Raw genomic sequence first — 19,973 nt, forward strand, 5'->3', positions numbered from 1 at the left:
ACAATAATAAATAGATATGGAAAACTTAATAACAGGCGCAGAAGCGTTGATGCGCTCTCTGGAACATCAGGGAGTAAAGACCATTTTCGGTTATCCGGGTGGCAGCATCATGCCGGTATTCGATGCCTTATACGACCACCGAGAGAATCTGAATCATATCCTTGTTCGCCATGAACAGGGGGCTACTCATGCAGCACAAGGCTTTGCACGTGTATCGGGTGAGGTCGGCGTATGTCTGGTCACCAGCGGTCCGGGCGCAACAAATACCATTACAGGTATTGCGGATGCCATGATAGACAGTACACCGATCGTTGTCATTGCCGGACAGGTCGCTACGGGATTTCTCGGAACAGACGCCTTTCAAGAGGTGGATTTGGTAGGCATTACACAACCTATCACGAAGTGGAGTTACCAGATTCGTCGTGCGGAAGACGTTGCATGGGCTGTGGCCCGCGCTTTCTATATTGCACAGAGCGGACGTCCCGGTCCGGTTGTACTGGACTTTGCCAAAAATGCCCAAGTGGATAAGACGGAATATACTCCTACCAAAGTGGATTATGTACGCAGTTATCTTCCGGTACCCGAAATGGAACAGGAAGCCATACAACAGGCTGCAGATTTGATAAATGAGGCGGAGCGTCCGTTGGTGTTGGTGGGACAAGGTGTAGAGCTCGGCAATGCGCAGAACGAATTACGCGCTTTCATTGAAAAAGCGGGTATGCCTGCCGGTTGCACTTTGCTGGGACTTTCCGCATTACCTACGGACCATCCATTGAATAAAGGTATGTTGGGCATGCACGGTAATCTGGGTCCGAATATCAATACCAATAAATGCGATGTGCTGATTGCGGTGGGTATGCGCTTTGATGACCGTGTTACGGGTAAAATATCTACTTATGCGTCACAAGCAAAAGTAATTCATTTCGATATCGATCCTGCGGAGATAGATAAGAATGTAAAAACGGATGTGGCTGTATTGGGTGACTGTAAAGATACTCTTGCCGCAGTAACCGAATTGCTGAAACCTGCCGAACATAAAGAGTGGTTGGAAAGTTTCCTGCCCTACGAACAGATGGAGGAGGAGAAAGTAATCCGTCCCGAGCTGCATCCGACAGGTGATACATTGAGCATGGGAGAAGTAGTGCGTGCCGTTAGTGAGGCCACGAATAACGAGGCTGTTTTGGTAACGGATGTAGGCCAGAACCAGATGATGTCCGCTCGTTATTTTAAATATAGCAGGGAACGCAGTATTGTCACTTCCGGTGGTTTGGGCACAATGGGCTTCGGTCTTCCTGCCGCTATCGGTGCAACTTTCGGACGCCCCGACCGTACGGTTTGCGTCTTTATGGGTGATGGCGGTTTGCAGATGAACTTGCAGGAACTGGGTACGGTAATGGAGCAGAAAGCTCCCGTTAAGATGATTTTGCTGAACAATAACTTCCTCGGTAATGTTCGTCAATGGCAGGCTATGTTCTTCAATCACCGTTATTCATTTACTCCAATGATAAACCCTGACTATATGAAGATCGCTTCCGCATACGAAATTCCGGCACGTCGGGTATTTACCCGCGAAGAGCTGATGAAAGCCATTGATGAGATGATTGCGGCAGACGGCCCGTTCCTGTTGGAAGCTTGCGTAGAAGAAGAAGGAAATGTTATGCCGATGACACCTCCGGGTGGCTCTGTGAATCAGATGTTGCTGGAATGCTAATATAAATGAAGAATTGAGAATTAAGAATGAAGAATTCCGGGATGTTTCTCTTTTATTCTACATTCTTCATTAAGGAGATATATACAAAATGTAATTCTTCATTTTTCATTCTTAATTAAAAAAGGTATGGACAAGACATTATATACAATTATCGTTCATTCGGAGAACTTTGCAGGTTTGCTGAATCAGGTAACGGCGGTATTTACCCGTCGACAAATCAATATCGAGAGTTTGAACGTTTCGGCATCCTCCATCAAGGGGGTACATAAATATACCATTACAGCTTGGACGGACAAGGATACTATCGAGAAGGTGACAAAACAAATCACCAAAAAGATAGATGTGCTGCAGGCGCACTATTTTACGGATGATGAAATCTATCAGCATGAGATCGCGCTTTACAAGATAACGACTCCCACCTTGGAGGAGAAGCCGGAAGTATCTAAAATTATCCGTAAATACAATGCGCGTATCGTGGAGGTAAATTCCGTATTCTCTATTGTAGAGAAGAACGGCATGAGTGAAGAGATAACCAATCTCTATGAGGAGCTGCGTGCGTTGGAGTGTGTGCTCCAGTTTGTACGTTCCGGCCGTGTGGCTATCACAACAAGTTGCTTTGAACGTGTAAATGAATATTTGGCGGATCGTGAAGCGAAATATCGCCGGAGTAAAGAACAACAAGAATAATGAGTGAGAATAACAAAATAGGAACTTATAGGTTTGTTGCGGAACCGTTTCATGTGGACTTTACCGGGCGCCTGACAATGGGTGTGCTTGGTAACCATCTGTTGAATTGTGCAGGGTTTCATGCTACGGAACGCGGTTTCGGTATCGCAACCTTGAATGAGGATAATTATACGTGGGTGCTGTCGCGTTTGGCTATCGAGTTGGACGAGATGCCGTATCAATACGAGGATTTCTCTATCCAGACTTGGGTGGAGAATGTATACCGCCTCTTTACCGACCGTAACTTTGCCATTATCAATAAAGATGGAAAGAAAATAGGGTATGCTCGTTCCGTATGGGCGATGATTAGTCTCAATACCCGTAAGCCTGCCGATTTGCTGGCTTTGCATGGCGGCAGTATCGTGGACTATGTGTGCGACGAACCTTGCCCCATCGAAAAACCTTCGCGCATAAAAGTGACTTCTATGGAACCGGCTTCTTCCCTGAATGCCAGATATAGCGATATTGATATTAACGGGCACGTAAACAGCATCCGTTATATCGAGCATATTCTTGATTTATTTCCGATAGAGTTGTATAAGGAGAGCCGTATCCGTCGTTTTGAAATGGCGTATGTAGCCGAGAGTTATTACGATGACGAGCTTACTTTTTATAAGGATTATGTCGGTGACGGCACGTATGATGTGGAAGTTAGAAAGAATGGTAACGAAGTGGTTTGTCGTTCTAAAGTGATATTTGTAGGAAAATAATTTATTAATCAATTAGTTGGCGTAAGCCATAAATAAAAATTAAAACAAAAAATGGCACAATTGAATTTTGGCGGTGTTATTGAAAATGTAATGACCCGCGAAGAATTTCCTTTGGAAAAAGCACGTGAGATTTTAAAGGATGAAACAATCGCAGTTATCGGTTACGGTGTACAAGGTCCCGGTCAGGCTTGTAACCTGCGCGACAATGGTTTCAATGTAATCGTAGGCCAGCGTCAGGGTAAGACTTATGAAAAAGCTGTTGCAGACGGATGGGTTCCGGGTGAAACTCTGTTCAGCATTGAAGATGCTTGCCAAAAAGGTACTATTATTATGTGTCTTTTGTCTGATGCAGCCGTAATGTCCGTATGGCCTACCATGAAACCGTTCCTGACACCCGGAAAGGCTCTTTACTTCTCTCATGGTTTCGCTATTACATGGAGCGATCGTACCGGTGTAGTTCCTCCTACGGATATCGATGTTATCATGGTTGCTCCTAAAGGTTCGGGTACGTCATTGCGTACAATGTTCCTCGAAGGCCGCGGCTTGAATTCTTCTTACGCTATCTATCAGGATGCTACCGGCAAGGCTTTGGACAGAACGCTTGCGTTGGGTATCGGTATCGGTTCCGGTTATTTGTTTGAAACTACTTTCATCCGTGAAGCTACTTCAGACTTGACAGGTGAACGCGGCTCTTTGATGGGCGCTATCCAGGGATTACTGTTGGCTCAATACGAGGTTTTGCGTGAAAACGGCCATACTCCGTCGGAAGCTTTCAATGAAACGGTTGAAGAACTGACTCAGTCATTGATGCCGTTGTTTGCAAAGAACGGTATGGACTGGATGTACGCCAACTGTTCTACTACAGCTCAACGCGGTGCGTTGGATTGGATGACTCCGTTCCACGATGCTATCAAACCGGTTGTACAGAAATTGTATCAGAGCGTTAAGTCCGGTAACGAAGCTCAGATTTCTATCGACAGTAACTCTAAGCCTGATTATCGTGAGAAACTGAACGAAGAACTAAAAGCGTTGCGTGAAAGTGAAATGTGGCAGACTGCTGTAACGGTTCGTAAACTCCGTCCGGAAAATAACTGATTCCTGATATAAATCAGAGAATAATAAAAACCTCTTTCAATTTATGTTGAGAGAGGTTTTTTCATTACTTGTCATTAATAGTTCTTACATATTCAAGCAGCCTCTTATAGAAAGTGTGGTGGCTTAGCGTCGTTACTTCTCCCAGGATAACCAACTTCATGCGCGCCCTTGTTATTGCTACATTCATTCTGCGTAAATCGTTCAGGAAACCGATTTGTCCTTCTTCATTGGCACGTACCAAACTGATAAAGATAACGTCACGTTCCTGCCCTTGAAACCCGTCAACGGTATTGACTGTTATCAAACTGCGGTAAGGACGTAATGAAGCGCTACTTTTTATTTTTCCCCGCAAGTATTGTACTTGTGCCTTGTAGGGCGAGATTAGTCCGAAGTCGATTCGCTCCTCGAGAATGCGGCTACCGCCTATTCGTTGAATGTAAGCTTCCAGTTCTTTTAGTAATAAGTGGGCTTCCTCTTTGTTGATACGTCCGAATGTTTCTCCGACAAATTCTTCCTTGAAATCCATTTCGGAGGTGTCAAGCCAAGTAATGGGTGTGTCCCAATCTAATATTCCCCGGTGGCGTATTTCGGGAGCCGCTTCCAGTGCTTCGTCATAAAACCAATCTGAGGAGAAACGCATGATATCCTCATGCATGCGATACTGCACTTTCAGTAAAGATACGACAGACGGTTTGTTGGCTACCACCTTTTCCATTAAAGTTTGTTCCAGTCCACTACGTGCGGCTTCATAACATTTGATGGTAGGAGGGAGCTGGCAGTGGTCTCCTGCCAACACTACCCGGTCTGCCTTACGGATGGCTATCCAACAAGCGGCTTCCAAAGCCTGGGCGGCTTCATCAATGAACAGTGTACCGAAACGGCGCCCGTTTAAAAGGCGATGATTGCTGCTTACAAGCGTAGAAGCGATGACATGGGCGCTATCGAACAGTTCGGCATTGATTTGTATTTCCAGTGTTGTGGCACGGTCGCGCAGACGGCTCATGCGGCTGCGTATTCCTTCGCGTTCATCGTAACTGCCGTGGCGGGCTTTACCGCCCAATTGCCGTAGTTCTTTACGGATACTCCATAATTCAGGATAAAGCGGATGGTTTTCAAAACGGCGTTCGTACGTAAAAGACAGCATTTTGTCATTGACACGTGTGGGGCTGCCGATTCGTAGAACGTTTACGCCTCTGTCCACCAACTTTTCGGAAATCCAATCGACAGCCATATTGCTTTGGGCGCATACCAATACTTGAGGTTCACGATGTAGAGTTTCGTAGATAGCTTCTACAAGCGTAGTGGTTTTTCCTGTTCCCGGGGGACCGTGTACGATGGCTGTATCGCGAGCGCATAATACTTTGTTTACGGCAGTTTCTTGAGTAGAATTCAACCAAGGGAAACGTTCCGGGTAAAGTTCACGGAATCCGGCTCTGACCGTACCCAACAGAATATCCCGCAATTCTGCAAGACGATTGCCTTTTGCACGAAGGACATCTTCCAGCGCTTCGAACATCGTGCGGTAAGAGGTTTCGTCGAAATAAAGCTGAACTCCGAGATTATCGGCGGATTGTATATCCATGATAGTTCCCGCACCGGGCATAATCACTACCATGTGTGCCTCGTCTGCATAACTGACGGTGGCTGTAAAATTAAAGTAAGTGATTTTTCCATCGGCGGATTGGCGGAAGAAACAGACGGGACGTCCGAATTCAAAGTTATGTTCTATATCGGTATTCTCGATATGTGTAATTTCTATTACTAATTGATTCAACGAATTATAGTAACTTCGACCCGGTGAGGCAGGATACCAGCAAAGTCCCCGTTTGATTTTTCGGGCGACACCCATATTCTCTGTTTGTCGTTTGAATTCTTCTTTTTCGTATTCGTATTCCATACGTAGCAGGAGCTGCTGCCGTTGGAGATGTATAATGGGACTGTTTGTATCTTGTTCTTTCATATCTGCAAAGGTAATAAATCTCAGTCTTTAGGGGAAGAAATGCTTTATTTTGTTAAACTTTTCCTTATTTTAATTTGTTTATTATATTAATTTGTAATCTTTACAATATTGAAAAACTAAAAAATAAGAGTGGTTATGGTATATGATTTAACAATGCTCAAAATGTTTTATGCACTTTATGAGAGGAAAATAGAACGTATTCGGACTATATTGCAACGTCCGTTGACTTTAGCGGAAAAAATTTTGTATGCTCATTTGTATGATGAGCAGCATGTGAAGAACTATAAACGCGGCGAAGACTATGTAAACTTTCGTCCCGACCGTGTGGCTATGCAGGATGCAACTGCGCAGATGGCTTTATTGCAGTTTATGAATGCCGGTCGTGATGAGGCGGCGGTTCCTTCGACCGTACATTGTGACCATTTGATTCAGGCTTACAAAGGGGCAAAAGAAGATATTGCCACTGCAACCAAAACGAACGAGGAAGTGTATAAGTTCCTTCGGGATGTTTCTTCCCGTTACGGTATCGGTTTCTGGCAACCCGGAGCAGGTATCATTCATCAAGTTGTGTTGGAAAACTATGCTTTTCCCGGTGGTATGATGGTAGGTACCGATTCTCATACTCCGAATGCCGGCGGTTTGGGTATGGTGGCTATCGGTGTAGGCGGTGCTGATGCGGTGGATGTAATGACCGGTATGGAATGGGAACTGAAAATGCCCCGCTTGATCGGTGTCCGTCTTACAGGAACATTAAACGGATGGGCGGCTCCTAAAGATGTTATTCTGAAGTTGGCGGGAATTCTGACAGTCAAAGGCGGAACGAATGCCATTATCGAATATTTCGGGCCGGGTACCGCTTCGCTTTCGGCTACCGGAAAGGCTACGATTTGTAATATGGGTGCGGAAGTAGGTGCCACTACCTCTCTTTTTCCTTATGACGAGCGTATGACTGCTTATCTGAAAGCTACCGGACGTGCGGAAGTGGCGGATATGGCTACTGCCGTTGCCGCAGGGCTTCGTGCCGATGACGAGGTGGTTGCAAATCCGGAGAAGTACTATGACCGTATTATCGACATAGACCTTTCTACATTGGAACCTTATATCAACGGACCGTTTACTCCGGATGCGGCTACGCCTATTTCTGAATTTTCCGAGAAAGTTTTAAAGAACGGTTATCCTCGTAAGATGGAAGTGGGGCTCATTGGTTCCTGTACCAATTCATCTTATCAGGATTTGAGTCGTGCGGTATCTTTGGCGCGTCAGGTAACGGCGAAACATTTACATGTGGCCGCTCCTTTGATTGTCAATCCGGGTTCGGAACGCATACGTGCGACAGCAGAGCGTGACGGTATGATTGACGCTTTTGAAAAAATAGGCGCTACAATTATGGCAAATGCCTGCGGACCTTGTATCGGACAGTGGAAGCGTGTGACTGATGATCCTACCCGCAAGAATTCTATCGTAACTTCTTTCAATCGGAATTTTGCCAAACGGGCGGACGGTAATCCGAATACATATGCGTTTGTAGCCTCTCCCGAACTGACCATGGCATTGACCATTGCCGGGGATTTGTGTTTTAATCCGCTGAAAGATACATTGGTGAATGCCGACGGTGAAAGGGTTAAGCTCTCCGAACCCGTAGGCGAAGAACTGCCTCCAAAGGGGTTTACGGCAGGAAGTGAGGGATATACCGCACCTTCCAATGTAAAGGCGGATATTGTGGTAGAGCCTCAGTCACAGCGCTTACAACTCCTTACTCCTTTCCCTGCCTGGGATGGCGCAGACTTACTGAATATGCCTCTGTTGATTAAGACGCAGGGCAAGTGTACTACCGATCATATATCAATGGCAGGTCCGTGGCTCCGTTTTCGCGGACACTTGGAGAATATCTCGGATAATATGTTAATGGGTGCCGTCAATGCTTTCAATGGAGAAACAAATAAAGTATGGAACCGCTCTACAAACACATACGGAACAGTTTCCGGTACGGCTAAATTGTATAAATCGGAAGGGATTCCTTCCATTGTCGTTGCCGAAGAAAACTATGGTGAGGGTTCCAGTCGTGAGCATGCTGCTATGGAACCTCGTTTTCTGAATGTACGTACTATCTTGGCTAAAAGCTTCGCGCGTATTCACGAGACGAATTTGAAGAAACAAGGCATGCTGGCACTGACTTTTATCGATAAGGCGGATTATGATAAGATTCAGGAGCATGATTTACTGTCTGTTGTGGGCTTGAAAGATTTTGCTCCGGAACGCAACTTGACGGTGGTACTCCGTCACGAGGACGGAAGTCAAGAAAGTTTTGAAGTACAACATACGTATAATGAACAGCAGATAGGCTGGTTTCGTGCCGGTTCTGCATTAAATGCACGATAGAATATGGAAAAGATTACTGTACCTTTTATTACAGGTGACGGAGTAGGGGCGGAGATAACCCCGTCTATGCAGGCTGTTGTGAATACAGCTCTGAAAAAAGCTTATGGAGACAGCCGGAGTATCGAATGGAAAGAAGTGTTGGCGGGTGAGCGGGCATTTAATGAAACAGGTTCCTGGTTACCGGAAGAAACGATGGAAGCATTCCGAACTTATAAGGTTGGTATTAAAGGTCCGCTGACTACCCCTATCGGCGGAGGCATCCGTTCGCTGAACGTGGCATTACGCCAAACGCTCGATTTGTATGTTTGTTTGCGTCCTGTGCGTTGGTATAAAGGCGTAGTCTCTCCGGTGAAAGAACCGCAGAAGGTAAATATGTGTGTATTTCGTGAGAATACGGAAGATATTTATGCAGGTATCGAATGGGAAGCCGGAACACTGGAAGCCGATAAGTTCTACCGTTTCTTGCATGATGAAATGGGTGTGACTAAAGTACGTTTTCCCGAAACTTCTTCTTTTGGTGTAAAACCTGTGTCTAAAGAAGGTACGGAGCGGTTGGTACGCGCAGCTTGCCTGTACGCACTCGAAAAAAATCTGCCTTCTGTGACATTGGTGCACAAAGGCAACATTATGAAATTCACCGAAGGCGGTTTCAAGAAATGGGGGTACGAAGTGGCGGAACGTGAATTTGGCAAAGAAATAGAGGACGGGCGTCTTGTTATCAAAGATTGTATAGCTGATGCCTTTTTGCAGAATACGCTGCTTATTCCCGAAGAATACTCGGTCATTGCAACACTGAACCTGAACGGCGATTACGTTTCCGACCAACTGGCTGCCATGGTGGGCGGTATCGGTATCGCTCCGGGCGCCAATATCAATTATAAGACAGGTCACGCTATTTTTGAAGCTACTCATGGTACGGCTCCAAATATTGCCGGAAAAGATGTTGTAAATCCATGTTCTATCATTCTTTCAGCGGTGATGATGCTTGAACATCTGGGCTGGAAAGAAGCGGCTTTGCTAATAGAGAAAGCATTGGAGAATAGTTTTACGGAAGGTCGTGCCACTGCCGATTTAGCTCGCTTTATGCAGGGTGGTGTCTCATTGTCTACATCTGCTTTTACACGGGAAATTGTGGAAAGAATCGAAAAATAATATAAAACATACATAATTATGAAGAAGGAATATTTGATTTACAAGCTCTCTGAGGACCTGAAAGAAGCGACCAGGATTGAGAACGAACTGTTCAAGAAGTTTGATGTAAAACGCGGCTTGCGTAATGAGGATGGAACGGGGGTATTGGTCGGATTGACCAAAATTGGTGATGTAGTAGGCTACGAACGTATTCCGGGCGGTGGGTTAAAGCCTATTCCGGGTAAATTATTCTATCGTGGTTACGACCTTGAGGATTTGGCGCATGCCATTCTTAAAGAAAAACGTTTTGGCTTTGAAGAGGTAGCCTATCTGTTGCTTTCCGGTCGTCTTCCCGATAAGGAAGAGTTGATTTCCTTTCGCGAACTGATAAACGATAATATGCCGTTGGAACAGAAAACGAAGATGAATATCATTGAACTCGAGGGAAACAATATTATGAACATTCTGGCACGTAGTGTGCTTGAGATGTATCGTTTCGACCCGAATGCCGATGATACTTCCCGAGATAACCTGATGCGCCAAAGCATCGAACTGATTTCAAAGTTCCCAACTATCATAGCCTACGCCTTCAATATGCTTCGCCATGCCACTCATGGTCGTTCGTTGCACATCCGTCATCCACAGGAAAATCTTTCTCTCGCAGAAAACTTCTTGTATATGCTGAAAAAGGATTATACGGAACTGGATGCTCGTACTCTCGACCTGTTGCTGGTGTTGCAGGCAGAGCATGGCGGCGGTAACAACTCTACATTTACTGTACGTGTAACTTCTTCTACCGGAACGGATACTTATTCTTCTATTGCAGCGGGTATCGGTTCTTTGAAAGGGCCGCTTCACGGCGGTGCCAATATTCAGGTTGCCGATATGTTCCACCATTTGCAGGAGAACATTCAGGATTGGACAAATGTGGATGAGATTGATACTTACTTTACCCGTATGTTGAACAAGGAGGTTTACAACAAGACGGGGCTGATATATGGTATCGGTCATGCCGTTTATACCATTTCCGATCCGCGTGCCATACTGTTGAAGGAACTTGCCCGCGACCTTGCTCGCGAGAAAGGCAAGGAACGTGAGTTCGCGTTCCTGGAACTGCTGGAAGAACGTGCTATCGAAGTCTTTGGACGTGTGAAGAATAACGGAAAGACCGTTTCGAGCAATGTTGATTTCTATTCCGGCTTTGTATATGAGATGATTGGTTTGCCGCAGGAAATCTTTACACCGCTGTTTGCTATGGCTCGTATCGTAGGTTGGTGTGCACACCGCAATGAGGAACTGAACTTCGAGGGTAAACGTATCATCCGCCCGGCGTACAAGAATGTATTGGATGATGTGACTTATATTCCTATCAAGAAACGTTAGAGAATAACAGTGTTCGTAATCATTTGAAGATGGTTATGTATTTCATTTCTTTTTTCCTACGGGGAATTTGTCAGTGGTATAATTGACAAGTTCCCCGTAGAAAGTATAAGGCGGAAAGTTAGTGTATTTTGTTTGTAAATTATAAGCCTTCGGTTTCGATTATCAAAACTTTTGTTTCCGATTGGTGCAGATAATGCAATATTTCCTATTTGCTATCTGTTCTTTTCTATATTCAAGACATCTTCTTGCGGTAATAGTATAATTAGTTGTCTATCCATATTTCCATTGTCTATATCAGAAATGGATATAATTCATTCTCTTCTTTAATTCAACGATATTTGTGATATGAGATTCGAGTTGGTCTCATGTCACAAAATATGTTGAACTATGATGGTACAGAAATCTATAATAAATAAGAGTGTGATATTCATTTTATTGCTGGCGGCTTTGTCCTCCTGCATAGATGAAATACATACTCATGGTATAGACGTCTCATCTATTTCTGTGAGAGGGATGGAACTTATGAATACTACACATTCGGGTGAAGCGGATGATAATGTAGTCCGTTTTCTCCGTATCTTATCCTTTGAACGTTCCACAGGTAATCTTACTACTAATATTCGTTATAATGCATGGTTGGGTGATATCGTTCATCATGCGGTTTCTCCGGGAGTCTACGATTTTGTATTTTTGGTAAACGAGCCTTTACATCAGGATATTGTGAATACCTTGAACGGTATTGAGAAATATGCTGATTTGGATAGGATTGCTTATCCAGCGGAGTATTTCTCTTCGGAACAGATAATTCCAATGATACAGGAACTTAAAAATGTAACTGTCTTGTCCGGTAGAAAAGGAATCCGGTTGAGTGATGGAACGGAATTTTCCGTATTGGAACTGGCTCTTGACAGACTTGGAGTGCGGGTCGATGTTACAGTGGAATCTGCAGATAATTTCGATGAAACATTTAATGGTATCATTTTCAGTAATGTACCGAATTCAGTTCCTCTCACTGCCGGATATAGCGGTCCTGCAATTGAACGGACAGTAATACGCGCATTTACTAAAAATGAAGATGGAAATTATTTTTCGGATGCTGTACCTGTTACAGAGGGAGCCAATTGGGCTAAGAAAGTGAATCGTATCATACTGCCTTCCAGTGGACTGATGGAACAGGATGATAAGGGAAAGGCTGTGAACTTTATTATTGATATGGGGGACAATTACAGCCCTTCTTGTGAGTTGAAGATTAGTAAAGAACCACTTGATTACAGATTGCCGCTCAATACCAAACTGGATTTGACAGCGATTATCAAGGAACCGCTTGAAGTGAATATAAAAGCCTCCGAATGGGATTACATCGCCAATGATTGGGAGATAGCGGGAAATAGGATGTTGAATGTTTCGCATACGGAAGTCAGCATAACCGATTTTAATGGGGCACGTATTTCATTTTGGTCAAATATGCCGGTAGTGAGAGTTCTGGAAACCGTAAAAGTGAGAAGCTCCAATCGGCAGGAAGATACGAATGTAGTATTTAATGCATTGGCATCTCAAAGTTGGAATGTGAATAATGACGAGAGATTCTTATACAATCCTCAAACGGGAGCAGGTTATATGGACATTCTGTTGGACTGGCCTAATGAAATAGGGGAGGAAACTTATGAAATAACGTTGATGGCTGCGGAAGATTATGATGGAAAGAATAAGCTTTTAAAGACTGTTACCGTACATGTAAAGCAAGAGAGGAAACGCTTTGATTTTATTGCAAACTCGGAGAAATATCCCTGGTCCCAGCCTTATGTAGGCGCTTTCTATAAGAATAATGAAACGGGAGAGAGAGTGATTAGCGGCCTGAGATATACATATTGGCATCAGTGGACGGCAAAAGTTCCTGACGCTTATAAGGATTTTATTGTATTGAGCTCTACACCCAGTTTTGATCCGGGTATAGGTACGGCTCTACCGGGCGACCCGGAGAAATATCCGGTTATTCCCAATGAATATAGAGGTGAAACCGGAGACTTTGTACATGGAAAAGGGAGAATTTATTTCCGGATAGGACTCAAAAGCAGGAATACCGATATCGATAAACCGAGATACGGAGTCGTAGAACTTACCTATGAGGGTAATGACGATAGTGGAAACTTTCTTACCTACAAGACTAAAGTCTATGTACGTCAGGGGGAGGCTCCGGATTATCTGATGCGAAGCGGAAGTTCGGGGAGTTCTTTCGGAAGAAAGTTTTCTCCATATAACTTGACGGCTAAAGCATATAAAAACAACCCGGGCAGTATTGCCGAATGGTATGGAGTCGATATATCCAATCTCGGAAATGAAGTGGCGTTTGTGGATTATCCCACTCAAGCCGGCGCACATTTTCAATGGGGGCTTGCCAAAGGACATACCCGATTGGCTAATAGAGCCTATCATCCTACGAATAAGAACGTATCATCCGGTTGGAGCATACCCGATTGGCCGAAATTCTATACGGATAGTCCGCCTCTTTGGGATCCTGCTACAGGATTCAAGTATAAAGATTCGTTGGAAATATGCCCTCCGGGGTATTATCGCCCCACAGATGGTCCGATAAATAAAATCGCAACTAATAGTTTTGGCTACGATCAAGTGTATCAGTCCGAATGGAGAATGTCTTTGTTTAATGAGCCGATGAAGGGAGACGGAAGCCCTACGACTGTATATCAGCCTATCGATCCGACTGTAAAGACGGAACTGTACGTCCCTAAAATCCTGAATGAAGTGATGTATGGATTCTATGCGGATGGTTTTTTTGACAGACGTCCTATAAAAACGGAAGCAATGATAGATGGGCTGGATAGGGCGAACGGTACTGTTACCCGATATAAGGGAGTGGCTCTGAATAGTGCAGATGCGGCTTATGGCGGAACGCTTATCGTCAATTCGGCAACTGATGCGTCATTGTTTTTTCCATCGGCAGGAAGAAGATGGCATGATGACGGCAGTTTGGAGTTTGCCGGTGAAACAGGTTATTACTGGTCTTCTTCGGTAGCTCCGGGATGGGTGGGAAAAGATAATGAAGGTAATACGATAGGTACGCCTTATGCTAATATTTGGACTATGGAGTTCAATTATGTGGCTACCCAGGCCAAATCGGTTATAAATCAGTTTGCTCATTCAATTCGATGTGTAAAAAGATGAAGAAAGTTATAATACATATAATCCGTTTGTTCAGTTTGACTTTTCTCATGCTGACGGCATCATGTGAACATGAGACGCTTTTGGTGGAGAACCCGGAAGGGGAGACAGTTGCGGAAGAAAAGGTACAGATTGAAATCTTTACCCGTGTCAACTCATATCGACTTCCGGCGACAAGAGGATTGGAAGATGAGGAAACCGTTGGCAAAACCCCGTGGGTATTTGTGTTTAAGGGAGCAGGCGGAAATGCCCGGCTGATAGAAGTAGTACAAGCTTTTGAGATGATAAAGAAAAGATATGTACTCCTGACGAAACAAGCTGATGATAGTAAATATCAACTATTGATATTGGCTAATCCCCAGGTGGAGTTTTATTATGGTGATGCGGTGAACGGTTATGAGTTTAATATGGAAAAACTGTTAGGAAAGATGAAGCCGGGTGTTGTGACCTTGTCTGAGGTTTGTGAGAATCTGCTGACAGAACCATTGATAACTCCTGCGCTTGCGGTTATGCCGTTTAATTATAGTGGCGCAACTATTCCGATGAGCTATTTACTGGAAGTAGACCGAGTGGATAATACGACCCAAATAGGCAATGCTGACGGAAGTCCGTTATTGCTTGTTCGTTCTATCGCTAAAATGACAGTTACCAATAAGGCCGTTAATTTTGAACTGAAAGGAATTACCGCAGTGGTCAATGTTCCCCGACAAGGGCAACTTCATAATTGGGGAAATTCTATAATGGACAATACTTCTAATCTGACCGAATACAGAGCTGATGCCGGCTACTCGGCTCCTTTGATAACGCCGGAAACGGTTAACGATTGGCAACATACGGAAAACAGTCCTGTTTATTTGTACGAGTCAGGTATGCAAAATAATACTTATCTCATTCTTCAAGGGACTTACGAAGGTAAAGATTACTATTATAAAATGGCATTGATCGGTAGCGGCAAACATATGCTGGATATACTGCGTAATCATGCTTATGCATTCACAATTAATACAGTGAACGGACCGGGATATGATACGGTAGCGGATGCCAAGGCATCGAAAGCATCCAATGTCGATATTGATTATAGCATCTTGATAGATGATAGTAATACGTATGAGGTAGTTGCCAATAACGATTACTATTTGGGAGTAAGCAATTCTGTGTTCATTGCCTATACGGATGAGAATAAAGACCATGAGGCCTTCGAGTTTATCACTGATTGTAAAACTGATTTTCCGGAGGCAAAAACAATTCGTGATAATGAGAATATGCTGGCCGGCGGTGTATTCGGCTTGAGAAAACCGATTGACGGGCTTATACCTATCGTGAATCAAGAAACAACCGATCCGCGTAAAACGGCAGTGGAAGTATATGTTTCCAATTGGTTAAAATGGTATGAAGATACCCAATACTATCAAGGTGTGAGAAGAGATAACGCATATATAACGCTTAAGTTGGGTAATCTTGTAAAATCCGTTCATATCAGACAAAGGGATGCCCTTCCGGCAGGGGGAATGACCTTGAAATATATGCCGACCGGAAATACGGATGTTGCCGTGCATGAAATGAATTATTATTGTCTTTCAGCCTTTGTGGAGAAGGGTAGTGATAATCCGCCGGCTTGGATAAAACTCCGTCCTTCCACCGGAGCAGTAAGGGATGATACGGAAAGTATAACGGTGGATGACGGGAAGATACATATTGAAATATTACCCAATGTAGCTTCTGCGCCGCGAACGGGTATTATATACTTGGTTACAATAAGAGACCCTGACGGATCGGTTGGAAGCCATGTTACTCAACGGATTAAAGTAAGTGTCACCCAATTAGGGAAAAGCATTTCATAACCTAATAAAAATATAAATGAAGAAAGTATTGATATTCATATTGTTGATGTCGGGATGCTTTATCTCGGAGGGTAAAGCGCAGAAAATTGCTTTGAAGAGTAATCTTCTATATGATTTTACCGGAACTCTGAATTTGGGAGTAGAGATAGGCTTGGGACGTAAATGGACATTAGAAGTGCCGGTTAATTATAATCCGTGGAAGCCGGATAGCGGTAGACGCCTGCGGCATTGGGGGATACAACCGGAAGCCCGTTATTGGTTTTGTGAACGTTTCAACCGCACCTTTGTAGGACTACACGGGCATTATGCCGATTTCAATGTCGGTGGCTGGCCGGACTGGTCTTTCATAAGCAAGAATATGCAGCGTAACCGTTACCAGGGACATTTGTACGGTGGCGGTATCTCGATAGGACATTCTTGGATATTGAAGAAACGTTGGAGTATAGAGGCTTCTTTGGGGTTGGGATATGCGCATATTGTATACGAAAAATATCCGTGTGCTACATGTGGCACGAAGTTGAAAGATGGCAATAAAAATTATTTCGGGCCTACCAAGGCAAGTGTGGCATTGATTTATGTAATTAAATAGAATAGAAAAATGAAGAGAAATATACAATTTATCCTATTCGTATTCTTTGCTTTATGCTTGAGCCAAGCTGCAGCTCAGAAACGTCCTTACAGTGGAACTATAAATATAGAACCGGTGAGGTTTGAGCAGCATGGCGATTTTCTTCATATAGAAATGAATTTCATTACGGATGGTATGAAAGTGAAATCCGTGCGCAGTGTGAATTTTACCCCCCGGTTGATTTCTTCGTCGGATACTTGTAATCTTCCGGAAGTCTCTTTTAAAGGGCGGAATGAGTTTTTGGCCTATGAGCGTACACTCGCCATATCGGCTAAAAAAAGCACAGACTTAAAGAAACCTTATGCTGTGCAAAGGGGCTATGGAATACGAAACGATACGCTTCGCTACCTATGCGCGATACCTTATGAACCCTGGATGGCTGACGCCCGCCTTGACATCCGGAGTGAAGAATGCGGTTGCGGAGAAACAGTATTTATGAATATGCAGACGGTTACCGATAAAGTTGTGCTTGAGCGTTTGTTGACTCCGTATGTTGTAGTTCCTCATTTGACTTATGTGGAACCGGTAACGGAGAAAGTGAAAAACAGAGAAATACAAGTAGAGTGTTTCTTGGATTTTGAGGTGAACAAAGTGGACATCCGTCCCGAATATATGAATAATCCTGTGGAACTGACTAAGATTCATACGGCAATTGATGACTTGAAATCGGATAAAAGTATTGAAGTACAGCGTTTGGAGATAATCGGCTATGCTTCTCCTGAAGGGACATTGGCTGTAAACAAGCGGTTATCCGAGGGACGGGCGATGGCATTACGCCGTTATCTGACTGCCCGATATGATTTTCCACGAAATCTGTATCATATCGTTTTTGGCGGTGAAAACTGGGAGGGTTTGGTCAAAGCGCTCCATACCATTGACATGGATTATAAGGATGAGGTGCTGGAGATTATAAAGAATACGTCTGTCGAAGAAGGGCGGGAAACGAAATTGATGCGGCTGCACGGTGGAGTACCCTATCGGTATCTCCTGAAGAACATATTTCCGGGACTTCGTGTAGCCATTTGTAAAGTGAATTATGATATTAGGAATTTCAGTATGGATGAAGCGAAAGATATGATAAAAAAACGTCCGCAGAATCTGAGTCTGAATGAATTGTTCTTGGTAGCTGATAGTTACCCTAAAGGTTCGCAGGAATTTATAGAGGTCTTTGAAACGGCTGTAAGGCTATATCCGGAAGATGAAGTTGCCAATATCAACGCGGCTTCTGCATGCCTTCTGCGTGGTGATATGCTTTCCGCGGAGCGTTATTTGAAAAAAGTGAAATCGGATAAGTATTTACCGGAGTATAACAATGCCGTGGGAGTACTTGCATTATTGAAAGGAGATTATGAACAGGCGGAGAAACATTTAAGGACAGCTGTAAAGCTGGGAATGGCGATAGCCGAAGAGAATTTAAAGGAATTGGCGGAGAAAAAGGCTAATGCCATTGAAATTGAATCCCGGAGAGGGAACAGATAGAATAAACGTAGATTGAACAGTATTAATTAAAATGTAGAAGAAATGAGAAAAAGAAATTATTTTTTGTTAGCACTTGCATCGATGGCATTTGCTGCATGTAGTAATGATGATTTTGTAGCGGATGTAGACAATGGAATCATTACTGAACCGACCGGTGATGCATGGGTGGCATTGAATGTCAGACCGCCGTCTTTGGCGTCTACTCGTGGATTGCACATACCCGACCATGAAAATGGTACACCTGCCGAAACAGAGATTAAATCTGTTAGAGCCATATTTTTCACATCAGGAGCAAGCCCTACCGTGACTGCCGATATTGAACTTACTTTGTCGCAGGCGGGAGCAAACGCTTCGGGACAGCCCACCGGAAATGCCGGGGAAGCATTCAAAGTTCCGGCTGCTTCCAAACGTGTTTTGATTGTAGCCAACGCTTCCAAAGAGTTTAAAGACAGGGCGCCAAGCGGCTGGAGCGGTGGTACTCCTTACGCTACGGTTAACGATGCGCTCGTTCTTAGCACCGGGAACGGAGTTTTAAGCTTTACCGATGGTTTTATGATGTCTAATGCCAAAGGAGGTTTGGAACCTTCCAAGACCGAAGAACCGGGATTGGGCGACCCGGTAGACCTGACCCTCTATAAAAATGCGACGGGAGCGGTAGCCAATCCGTTGGTTATTAATATAGACCGTGTGGTTGCAAAAGTCCGTGTTTACATCACTAAAGCAAGTGATGTGGCTTCCATCGAAAATGAAGGTTGGCTTTTGAACGCTACCAATACGAAGTTTTATCCGACATCGGAAAGAATCTCCACTTGGTTTGAACTGAATCCGGCCGGTGGTTTCCGTGCGCCGTTCGACCAGTATAAAAAAGGTTCTTATAGGAAAGACCCTAATTATGACGCTCCGCATTCCGGAGTGGATTATACTTACATTACTACCGACCCCGGTACTTGGAATGTATCGAACACCAGTGAATACTGTCTTGAAAATACCCAGGATAAAGCAGGAAATGTACATGCTTATACCACCCACGTATTGTTGAGAGCCAAGTTTATACCTAAGAAATATAAGAAAGCTGATATGACGGACACCGATGTCCAGGATGCAACGGGAGACTGGATGCTGATTGATGGCGGTTACTACACTTTTGCCACTTTAACGGAATGGATTGAAGCCGAATTGAAATATAAATATAGCAAGGCTGTTCCAACCTCGATAACTACTCCTCTTACTACTGCATATAACAAGTATTTAGGAGCGGATGGAGTAAATGTCGGTGAGGTTACTTTGCCGGATGCCGCTGATGATACTGAAATAGGAGACTTGGTGAATAAGTTTACCGGAAAAAGGGCTTCGGTTATTGGCGTTGAGGACAGAGGAAAAACTGTAGGCAGCCTTACGTATTATAAAAATGCCTTCAATTATTATAAGATTATGATTAAGCATGATGACACCGACCTGGCGGTGAATGAGCTGGGAGAGTTTGGCGTTGTCCGTAACTCGGTTTACGATATTAATGTCAACAAATTCAATAATCCTGGCTATCCCGACGTGCCCAAACCGGATCCGGGTGAGGAAGATGAAGACGAGGACGGTTGGCTGTCAATCAAGATTAATGTGAATCCTTGGACTTGGTATACTCAGACAGAGGAACTGTGACGACAGCTTGGTAAAGCAATCTTCATACTGTATAAAGGTAGGGAGGAGAGAACTTCTCCCATACTTTTATCTTGATGGGAAGGTTCTCGGAAGATTC

Annotated in this window: 13 protein-coding genes; 12 read left to right on the forward strand and 1 reads right to left on the reverse strand. The window is 44.1% G+C overall.

Features of this window, described 5'->3' with window-relative positions; genetic code table 11:
- Positions 1 to 16 precede the first annotated feature (16 nt).
- The 4 genes from ilvB to ilvC all read left to right on the forward strand — a co-directional run bounded on the left by ilvB (position 17) and on the right by ilvC (position 4,242).
- Positions 17 to 1,711, forward strand: coding sequence for a biosynthetic-type acetolactate synthase large subunit (ilvB, locus tag BHV73_RS05750; protein ID WP_087412638.1), 1,695 nt, complete (start codon positions 17 to 19; stop codon positions 1,709 to 1,711).
- 126 nt (positions 1,712 to 1,837) lie between these two features.
- Positions 1,838 to 2,398 (forward strand): acetolactate synthase small subunit, encoded by a 561-nt coding sequence (gene ilvN / locus BHV73_RS05755; RefSeq protein ID WP_009123168.1) that lies wholly within the window; start codon positions 1,838 to 1,840, stop codon positions 2,396 to 2,398.
- Positions 2,398 to 3,147: an acyl-[acyl-carrier-protein] thioesterase gene (locus BHV73_RS05760; protein ID WP_087412639.1), complete on the forward strand. Its 750-nt coding sequence runs from the start codon at positions 2,398 to 2,400 to the stop codon at positions 3,145 to 3,147. The genes ilvN and BHV73_RS05760 overlap by 1 nt, the downstream gene beginning before the upstream one ends.
- A gap of 51 nt (positions 3,148 to 3,198) precedes the next feature.
- Entirely contained in the window at positions 3,199 to 4,242 is a 1,044-nt protein-coding gene (gene ilvC / locus BHV73_RS05765; RefSeq protein WP_009123170.1) for a ketol-acid reductoisomerase, read from the forward strand.
- Positions 4,243 to 4,306: 64 nt separating this feature from the next.
- Here ilvC and BHV73_RS05770 read toward each other — a convergent pair whose 3' ends face one another.
- Entirely contained in the window at positions 4,307 to 6,202 is a 1,896-nt protein-coding gene (locus BHV73_RS05770; RefSeq protein WP_087412640.1) for an AAA domain-containing protein, read from the reverse strand.
- A 135-nt stretch (positions 6,203 to 6,337) separates the two neighbouring features.
- Here BHV73_RS05770 and BHV73_RS05775 point away from each other — a divergent pair, with 135 nt between their 5' ends.
- The 8 genes from BHV73_RS05775 (at position 6,338) to BHV73_RS05810 (ending at position 19,876) form a co-directional block, all read left to right on the forward strand.
- Entirely contained in the window at positions 6,338 to 8,581 is a 2,244-nt protein-coding gene (locus BHV73_RS05775; protein ID WP_087412641.1) for an aconitate hydratase, read from the forward strand.
- Positions 8,582 to 8,584: 3 nt separating this feature from the next.
- Complete coding sequence (icd, locus tag BHV73_RS05780; protein WP_087412642.1) at positions 8,585 to 9,733, forward strand: NADP-dependent isocitrate dehydrogenase; 1,149 nt, start codon at positions 8,585 to 8,587, stop codon at positions 9,731 to 9,733.
- Between the two features lie 18 nt (positions 9,734 to 9,751).
- Positions 9,752 to 11,095, forward strand: a complete 1,344-nt coding sequence (locus tag BHV73_RS05785) for a citrate/2-methylcitrate synthase (protein ID WP_087412643.1) — start codon at positions 9,752 to 9,754, stop codon at positions 11,093 to 11,095.
- A 420-nt stretch (positions 11,096 to 11,515) separates the two neighbouring features.
- The gene (locus BHV73_RS05790; RefSeq protein WP_286737351.1) at positions 11,516 to 14,275 is read left to right on the forward strand and encodes a fibrobacter succinogenes major paralogous domain-containing protein; all 2,760 of its coding nucleotides are present in this window, start codon (positions 11,516 to 11,518) and stop codon (positions 14,273 to 14,275) included.
- Positions 14,272 to 16,113, forward strand: a complete 1,842-nt coding sequence (locus tag BHV73_RS05795) for a DUF4906 domain-containing protein (RefSeq protein WP_164470625.1) — start codon at positions 14,272 to 14,274, stop codon at positions 16,111 to 16,113. The genes BHV73_RS05790 and BHV73_RS05795 overlap by 4 nt, the downstream gene beginning before the upstream one ends.
- Before the next feature lie 16 nt (positions 16,114 to 16,129).
- Entirely contained in the window at positions 16,130 to 16,702 is a 573-nt protein-coding gene (locus BHV73_RS05800; protein WP_087412645.1) for a DUF3575 domain-containing protein, read from the forward strand.
- Between the two features lie 9 nt (positions 16,703 to 16,711).
- Complete coding sequence (locus BHV73_RS05805) at positions 16,712 to 18,220, forward strand: DUF3868 domain-containing protein (protein WP_087412646.1); 1,509 nt, start codon at positions 16,712 to 16,714, stop codon at positions 18,218 to 18,220.
- A 42-nt stretch (positions 18,221 to 18,262) separates the two neighbouring features.
- Complete coding sequence (locus tag BHV73_RS05810) at positions 18,263 to 19,876, forward strand: Mfa1 family fimbria major subunit (RefSeq protein ID WP_022219515.1); 1,614 nt, start codon at positions 18,263 to 18,265, stop codon at positions 19,874 to 19,876.
- The last annotated feature ends 97 nt before the right edge of the window (positions 19,877 to 19,973 follow it).

The sequence above is a fragment of the Bacteroides sp. 44_46 genome (assembly GCF_001915465.1).
Lineage (GTDB): Bacteria > Bacteroidota > Bacteroidia > Bacteroidales > Bacteroidaceae > Bacteroides > Bacteroides clarus.

What these genes read in the sequence shown, in the direction of transcription:
- ilvB (WP_087412638.1), top strand. Translation starts at nt 17, where the DNA reads ATGGAAAACTTAATAACAGGCGCAGAAGCGTTGATGCGCTCTCTGGAA.
- ilvN (WP_009123168.1), top strand. Translation starts at nt 1,838, where the DNA reads ATGGACAAGACATTATATACAATTATCGTTCATTCGGAGAACTTTGCA.
- BHV73_RS05760 (WP_087412639.1), top strand. Translation starts at nt 2,398, where the DNA reads ATGAGTGAGAATAACAAAATAGGAACTTATAGGTTTGTTGCGGAACCG.
- ilvC (WP_009123170.1), top strand. Translation starts at nt 3,199, where the DNA reads ATGGCACAATTGAATTTTGGCGGTGTTATTGAAAATGTAATGACCCGC.
- BHV73_RS05770 (WP_087412640.1), bottom strand. Translation starts at nt 6,202, where the DNA reads ATGAAAGAACAAGATACAAACAGTCCCATTATACATCTCCAACGGCAG.
- BHV73_RS05775 (WP_087412641.1), top strand. Translation starts at nt 6,338, where the DNA reads ATGGTATATGATTTAACAATGCTCAAAATGTTTTATGCACTTTATGAG.
- icd (WP_087412642.1), top strand. Translation starts at nt 8,585, where the DNA reads ATGGAAAAGATTACTGTACCTTTTATTACAGGTGACGGAGTAGGGGCG.
- BHV73_RS05785 (WP_087412643.1), top strand. Translation starts at nt 9,752, where the DNA reads ATGAAGAAGGAATATTTGATTTACAAGCTCTCTGAGGACCTGAAAGAA.
- BHV73_RS05795 (WP_164470625.1), top strand. Translation starts at nt 14,272, where the DNA reads ATGAAGAAAGTTATAATACATATAATCCGTTTGTTCAGTTTGACTTTT.
- BHV73_RS05800 (WP_087412645.1), top strand. Translation starts at nt 16,130, where the DNA reads ATGAAGAAAGTATTGATATTCATATTGTTGATGTCGGGATGCTTTATC.
- BHV73_RS05805 (WP_087412646.1), top strand. Translation starts at nt 16,712, where the DNA reads ATGAAGAGAAATATACAATTTATCCTATTCGTATTCTTTGCTTTATGC.
- BHV73_RS05810 (WP_022219515.1), top strand. Translation starts at nt 18,263, where the DNA reads ATGAGAAAAAGAAATTATTTTTTGTTAGCACTTGCATCGATGGCATTT.